Origin of the sequence: Legionella tunisiensis, from assembly GCF_000308315.1 — a bacterium.
In the GTDB taxonomy this organism is placed as follows: Bacteria; Pseudomonadota; Gammaproteobacteria; order Legionellales; family Legionellaceae; genus Tatlockia; species Tatlockia tunisiensis.
In genome coordinates, this window is sequence record NZ_CALJ01000187.1 from 1 (window position 1) to 6,359 (window position 6,359).

Here is a 6,359-nt window from a genome sequence, read left to right on the forward strand (position 1 = left end):
TTTGAGAATTTGTGTCATGATCTTATTAGACATGAGGCGATGGAGCATAAAGTTTGGTATCCCTGTTTAAAAGATAATGAAAAATTAGACTCCACAGTAAAACATTTACTCACGGAAGAGAAGAGCGCTGAAGAGGCTATAAAAGAATTTGATGATATTAAAACCCAACAAGAATGGGAGAAGAAATTTGCCCGCTTTAAAAATAATGTGATTCGTCACGCAGAGGAAGAAGAAAATAAATTATTTCCCCAGGTAAAAATTTACTTGATCACAATGAACTGGAAATAATTGGTGAAAAAATGAGTAAATTTAAAAAGAAATACGATGCTTAATTTATCAAAATAAAGACTGCCATAGAAGGGTAAGTTGCATTGTTTTATTCTTGAATTTTGCAGGTTATTTGATTGTGATGATGTCAATTTTGACCTGCGGTAGAAAGGGATTACTAACAGAAGATTCATTATCACTAGTTCTTCAGAAGCTATATCACAAACTATTGGCATTAGTCAGATCCAGCTGAGTACGTGTTAATTTATATAGAAATTATTGAAATTGATTAAATTAGTTAGCAAATTATTTGCTTTGTTGTCTTAATATCCTACGCTTTTAATAAGGGAATTATTCAGGAGTAAGCATGCGAATACTGATTCTCGCTGCTTGTCTTTATATTAATTCAGTTTTTGCAGATGTGATCGTTGGCTTTTCTGCCTATGAAAATGGTGATTACACAACCGCTTATCCCCACTTAGTACAAGCAGCCGATGAAGGAAATGATGAGGCTATGTATTTATTGGGGCGTATGTATCAGTACGGTTATGGTGTTAATCGTGATGATCTTAAAGCCGGAGAATGGTATCAAAAAGCAGCAGCTAAAAATAATGCCTTAGCAGAGTTAAGTTTAGGTTTTTATATGATAATGGCCGTGGAGTAAAACAAGATTATAAACAAGCCTTCGCCTGGTATATGAAAGCAGCAGAGCATGGTAATGCTATTGCCCAAAGAAATATTGGTTTGATGTATGCTGTAGGGGATGGGGTTGAAGCGAGTGAAATTAAGGCGTTTGAATGGTTTAAAAAATCAGCAGAGCAAGGTTATGCAAAAGCCCAGGTTAACTTGGGCTATCAATACATGATGGGCTATGGCACTGAAAAAGATGTAGAGAAAGCCTTGTATTGGTATGAAAAAGCGGCAGAGCAAGGCGATGCAAAAGGGCAATATAGCCTTGGTCTTTTGTATACAGGTAAATATGGCATAGCGCAGGATCAGCGCGCAGCCACATACTGGTTTTCCAGTGCAGCCAATCAAGGACATAAAAATGCCCAAGCCTATTTAGCTTTTCAATATTTAAATGGATTAGGTGTTGAAGCAGATGCCCAAAAAGCGGCTTATTGGTATGAAGCTTCTGCTGAGCAGGGAAACTCACAAGCTCAAGCAGAATTAGGGCAACTTTTGCTGACTGGTATTGGTGTTAATAAAGATTACGAGCAAGCAGCTTACTGGTTTGGTAAAGCAGCAGATCAAGGTAATGCGATGGCTCAGGGCAAATTAGGCTATCTGTATTTGGTCGGACTTGGTGTTAATAAAGATATTTCTAAGGCTTATGCCTGGTTGAAATTGGCCACAGTTAATAAAAATCAACAAGCAGTAAGGGAACTGGCTCGACTTGAATCCACGATGTCTTCTCAAGATAAAGCACGTGGCGAAGAGCTATTTCAGCAAATGAAAAATAAGAACAGATAATCTTCACCCCTGCGTATTTAAGCTTTCACTTAATATAAGAGTAGTCATTTTCCCTGTTTATCTTTATTACGTTTAATGATGGTATAGTTAACGAGACTTAATTCTCCCATTCTGACAGTTGCAATAGTCATAAAATATTGGCTTTCAATGGTAATTTGATCACTACGAATGTTCAATTTTGCTAAAATAGGGTAGAGCTCTTTGAGATCGGAAATACCTTTTTTCCCGCGTGCGGCTAATAATTCATGGACTTGTTCTTCATTTAGGCCGTTACCGAGTGTCATTAAAAGTTGTTTGGGTGCTGTATTTACATTAATCGGAGTTGACTCTGGTAGGGTTATGATATAAGGAAAGAGGCGCTGATAGAGTTTGGCATTAACACCTTTAATTAATCGGAACTCAGAGACACTCTGCATGAGTTGCTGGCTAGGGTAATAGCCGGGCTTTTGTCGTAAATAATAAGAAAAAAGTTCATTACCAACCCCTGGCTGATAAGGCATCAACCAATTGGTGTCGCTAAAGTAAGTTCTTTACGCTCATCTGGAGTCATTTGTGATGATATCGATTCAAGTAGTTGTAGAAAGAGAGCCTGATATTTTTATCGGTTAAATTATTTAAATTAAAGCGTGCTTGCAGATCATATAAACCACCTTCAATTAGAGCTTCCGGATAAAGTCTTTGCAATTTAGTAGGGAAACTAGCGACTTTGCCATAGGTATCACCAACCAAGAAAGGGGCTTTCTTCTTATGAGTGAGCTCATCCATTGCCCAAAAGCTTAATGCTTGAGAGGCTAGATAGAGCTTATCACTATTTATTGTCAAACGAGTGCGATAAATGTCGAGTTGCAAGCGTGTGCTCATGGCGGTAGCTGCGATTGCAACCAAGGTCATGATAAAAAGCGCGGAAATAAGAGCGCTTCCTTCTTTTTTGTCGGTATTAAGCACTATAAAGAGCCTCTGGAATGATCAAAAGAAACTCATTTTCCCCAATTTGTTAATGTTAACGAAAGTTGAATCGCTTTGGGAAAAGGTTCCTTGCGCTGATTTTGTTGTAAGGCATTGGCAAACCATTCAGGTAATATTTGTAAGCTGTGATTCAAATAAGCAAATTCACAGTCTTCTAAATCATCAAGAATTGATTTGTCTTCGTAGTGGTTACGATCCACCGTATCAAGCGTTTCCCAACTTCTTCTTATGAGTTTATGATGGTCAGCACATAAATAAGCAATGCGTTGCAGCGTACTACGTTTTTCAACTGCTTGAGGATTAGCAATGCCAGTACGGGTAAATTCAAGGTAGTGCGCTTGTCCTACAAAAGGGGGGAAAATATGCATTTCATTACCGCGGACAGCTCGTTCGACAGCTTGTTCTGTATCCCGTTCAATAAGTGTGATTGCTAATTGTAAGGTACTTAAACGTTCAGCTTGTTGAGCTACGTGTTTTTGAGTATGAAAGGCATTATACATCGCAGAAGAAGTAAGACTTGCTAGAATGGCAAAAACAACCAGTGCAATTAAAATTTCAAGAAGAGTAAAGCCCTGTTGTTTGTTCATTTTTGTTGATACCGAAAGGCTACTAATGGGGAACCAAAAGGTCCGGCCTGATTTTTGCTGACAGTGATAGTAATTTGTTGCATGGATTTGATTGCTGTATGGTTAGCTCTGACACGCCAATACCATCGTTGGCCAAGCATTGTAGTGACTTGGGTAACTTCCTGGCTGGTATTAACTTGTAATAAGCCTAATTTAACCATGGTGATTCCTTGCATAGCGACCCAATGACTTATTGTTTTCTCTTTAATTCGTTGTGTATTAACTATATTTTGAGCAGAAGATTTCAGTAAGGCAGTTAAGGCTATGCTAATAACAGCCAGGGCCAAAAGAACTTCAATTAAAGTAAAACCTGTCTGATTTTTGTGTTGATAAGAGTGTTTGTTCATGATGCTTGGGGTTTTAGTAGAATAAGCTGCCCGTTGCGTTTCCCAATCAGAGTAGCTAGTGCAGGCTTATCCATTTTGCCAAAACTTAATTTAAAGGCAGTTAAGTTACCAGAAGGGCTAATTATAATATCAGGTATCTGCGTATTATTTTTTAGCGGTTTTTGCAAGTCAATGACAAGATTATTAGGAAAATGCTGCCAATGAAAAATGCTTTTTTCTGGCATAGCTTGCCATGTGTTTCCCTGTTCCAAACGATAGGTTTTATAACCTTGATTATTAATATCGATACCTAGACTTTTTCCCTCAATAATTGCTTGCTGTTGTACTAGTTTAAGATAGGAAGAAAATTGCTCTGCAGCAACAATAATGCGTCGGCTGGCGCCAAAATCGCCAAAGGCGAGTATAGCAAAGCTTAAAGTGATGCTGATAATAAACAGCACCACTAAAATTTCAATGAGGGTAAAACCCTTATTGCGCATCCCAATTACCTATTTCTGCATTAATTCCGTTGCCACCTTGTTGCCCATCAGCTCCTAAGGTAAAAATATCTATTTCACCATGCTCTCCAGGGTTAAGGTATAAATACTCACGGCCCCAAGGATCTTTAGGTATGGACTTAAGGTATTGTTTCCAATCACGAGGAACAGGATTAGAAGTAGGTTTTTCAACTAAGGCATGTAAACCCTGATCGGTACTGGGATAAATGCCATTATCCAGTTTATAAAGATCCATCGCGTTTTGAATTGCAAGCACATCTTGTTTCGCTTTAACAACGCGAGCTTCATCCGGCCGACTTATAATTTTAGGGACTACAATAGAAGCAAGAATGCCTAGAATAACGACGACTACCATGATTTCAATCAAAGAAAAACCACTTTGTTTACTCATTAAAAAACTCCTCAATCAATTTGCTAGACTGATTTTACTACAAGGTGAAGATGCACGATACGAAAAAGGACTTAGCGTCACTAAAAGTTGGTGGATTTACACGTAAACAATCTTTGCTAGGTGACAAGCTGTTCCATGGAAAATATGGGTAAGAGGGTAGCCAACACGATAAATAAAACAACTGCTCCCATGAGTAAAATAACTAAGGGCTCAAGAAGAGTTAATGCGGTATCGATTAGACGCTTTACTTCACTATCAAGATGTGAAGCAGCACGTTCCATCATGACGGCTATTTGCCCACTTTTTTCACCGCTGGCAATTAAATGAGTTGCCATTGGGCTTAAAAAACCGGTCTCTTTTAATGCTTGACTAATAGAACTCCCTTCTCTGACTCGAATGGTGGCGAGATTGAAAGCATTACGCATTACCAGATTCGTTACCAGACTTGCAGAAACACGCATGGTTTCAAGGACATTAACACCGGCAGCAAATAAAATGCTAAAGGTGTGAATATAACGGGCTACATTAATAGATTTAACCAAATAGGAGACGATAGGTAATTTTAACAATAGCTGATGCCAGGCGGTACGGATTTTCAGATTATGAAGACTCCTTTTAAAGCCCGCCAGCAGAATAATAATTACCATCAAGCTAATTAATCCATAAGATTTAATGAATCCACTGAGGGTAATAAGCACTTTAGTCATATTCGGTAAAGATTGACCGCTACTGGTAAAGACTTCAATAATTTTGGGCACGACAAAAGCGAGTAAGAAACTAATGATTGCAGTTGAAACAATGATCATGACAGAAGGATAAATAAGCGCTTGCTGAATTTTTTGCTTGGTTTCCTGCTGGTTTTCAGTATATTGCGCCAGTTTTTCTAATACGAGATCCAAACGGCCTGTTTGCTCACCGGCACCTACTGTTGCTCGATAAAGCTCTGGGAAAGCATTAGAGAATTCACCCATTGCTTGTGCCAAAGCATAACCCTCGAGTACTTTGGAGCGTACACCAATAATTAATTCACGGACTTTGTCTTTTTCAGTTTGCTCACTGACACCGCGCAAAGATTCTTCCACTGGAATACCCGCGGCAAGCAAGGTTGCCAATTGACGAGTGAACAAGGCTAAATCTTGTGCAGATAGTTTGTCCTTTCTACGTAACTGATGTTGCTTAACTAAAGCACGAATTTGCGTTGGAATTAAACCGCGCTCACGTAATAATTGACGTGCTTGGCGTTCTGAATCAGCTTCGATAACACCTTTCGCAGTCGAACCTGTTTTGTTTAGCGCTTGATAATGATAGGCGCCCATAGTCACTACTATTAGTTTTAGTAGGAAACAGTGTAATCTATTGGGTTTAGTAAGTCACTTAGGGTAGACTTGGTGGTGGTCAATCTTGGAGAGGATAATGAACAAAGAAGTAATATACGAGAAAATAAAAGAACACGATGCTAAATTTATTGATTTGCGATTTACAGATACACGAGGAAAAGAACAACATATTACTATTCCTGTTGGGGCTGTGGATGATGATTTTCTTGAAAATGGCAAAATGATTGATGGTTCTTCTATTAAAGGTTGGCAAAAAATCCACCAGTCAGATCTAACGCTTATGCCTGATATGGATACAATCCTGCTTGATCCATTTTATCAAGATAATACACTTATTCTTCGTTGTAATGTGGTTGATCCACAAACGATGTTAGGTTATGACCGTGATCCACGCTCTATAGCACAACGAGCCGAGATTTATTTGCAATCTACCGGTATTGCGGATAAAGCTTTTT

9 protein-coding genes and 1 pseudogene are annotated in these 6,359 nt (G+C 38.6%); 3 read left to right on the forward strand and 7 right to left on the reverse strand.

Annotated elements, in window-relative coordinates:
- Both BN58_RS24495 and BN58_RS24500 read left to right on the forward strand, forming a co-directional pair.
- A partial coding sequence (locus tag BN58_RS24495; RefSeq protein ID WP_019216908.1) for a hemerythrin domain-containing protein occupies positions 1–288 on the forward strand: 288 nt, incomplete at its 5' end.
- A 346-nt stretch (positions 289–634) separates the two neighbouring features.
- Positions 635–1,740: pseudogene (locus BN58_RS24500) on the forward strand (SEL1-like repeat protein).
- A 44-nt stretch (positions 1,741–1,784) separates the two neighbouring features.
- Here the strand turns inward: BN58_RS24500 and BN58_RS36120 are convergent.
- The 7 genes from BN58_RS36120 to lspF form a co-directional block, all read right to left on the reverse strand.
- On the reverse strand, positions 1,785–2,240 hold the full coding sequence (locus tag BN58_RS36120; RefSeq protein ID WP_269570248.1) for a type II secretion system minor pseudopilin: 456 nt from the start codon (positions 2,238–2,240) through the stop codon (positions 1,785–1,787).
- A gap of 46 nt (positions 2,241–2,286) precedes the next feature.
- Positions 2,287–2,685 carry a type II secretion system protein GspK gene (locus tag BN58_RS36125; protein WP_269570247.1) on the reverse strand — a complete coding sequence of 133 codons (399 nt, stop codon included), beginning with the start codon at positions 2,683–2,685 and terminating at the stop codon, positions 2,287–2,289.
- 32 nt (positions 2,686–2,717) lie between these two features.
- Complete coding sequence (lspJ, locus tag BN58_RS24510; protein ID WP_019216909.1) at positions 2,718–3,293, reverse strand: GspJ family T2SS minor pseudopilin variant LspJ; 576 nt, start codon at positions 3,291–3,293, stop codon at positions 2,718–2,720.
- Positions 3,290–3,679, reverse strand: a complete 390-nt coding sequence (gene gspI, locus BN58_RS11230) for a type II secretion system minor pseudopilin GspI (RefSeq protein WP_019216910.1) — start codon at positions 3,677–3,679, stop codon at positions 3,290–3,292. The genes lspJ and gspI overlap by 4 nt, the downstream gene beginning before the upstream one ends.
- A complete protein-coding gene (gene gspH / locus BN58_RS11235) occupies positions 3,676–4,158 on the reverse strand; it encodes a type II secretion system minor pseudopilin GspH (RefSeq protein WP_019216911.1) in 483 nt (160 codons plus the stop codon). The genes gspI and gspH overlap by 4 nt, the downstream gene beginning before the upstream one ends.
- Positions 4,148–4,567 carry a GspG family T2SS major pseudopilin variant LspG gene (gene lspG, locus BN58_RS11240; RefSeq protein ID WP_019216912.1) on the reverse strand — a complete coding sequence of 140 codons (420 nt, stop codon included), beginning with the start codon at positions 4,565–4,567 and terminating at the stop codon, positions 4,148–4,150. Before lspG ends, gspH begins: the two co-directional genes overlap by 11 nt.
- Positions 4,568–4,683: 116 nt before the next feature.
- Complete coding sequence (gene lspF / locus BN58_RS11245; protein ID WP_019216913.1) at positions 4,684–5,883, reverse strand: GspF family T2SS innner membrane protein variant LspF; 1,200 nt, start codon at positions 5,881–5,883, stop codon at positions 4,684–4,686.
- Positions 5,884–5,980: 97 nt separating this feature from the next.
- Here lspF and BN58_RS11250 point away from each other — a divergent pair.
- The coding region (locus tag BN58_RS11250; protein ID WP_019216914.1) for a glutamine synthetase beta-grasp domain-containing protein at positions 5,981–6,359 on the forward strand (379 nt) is incomplete at its 3' end.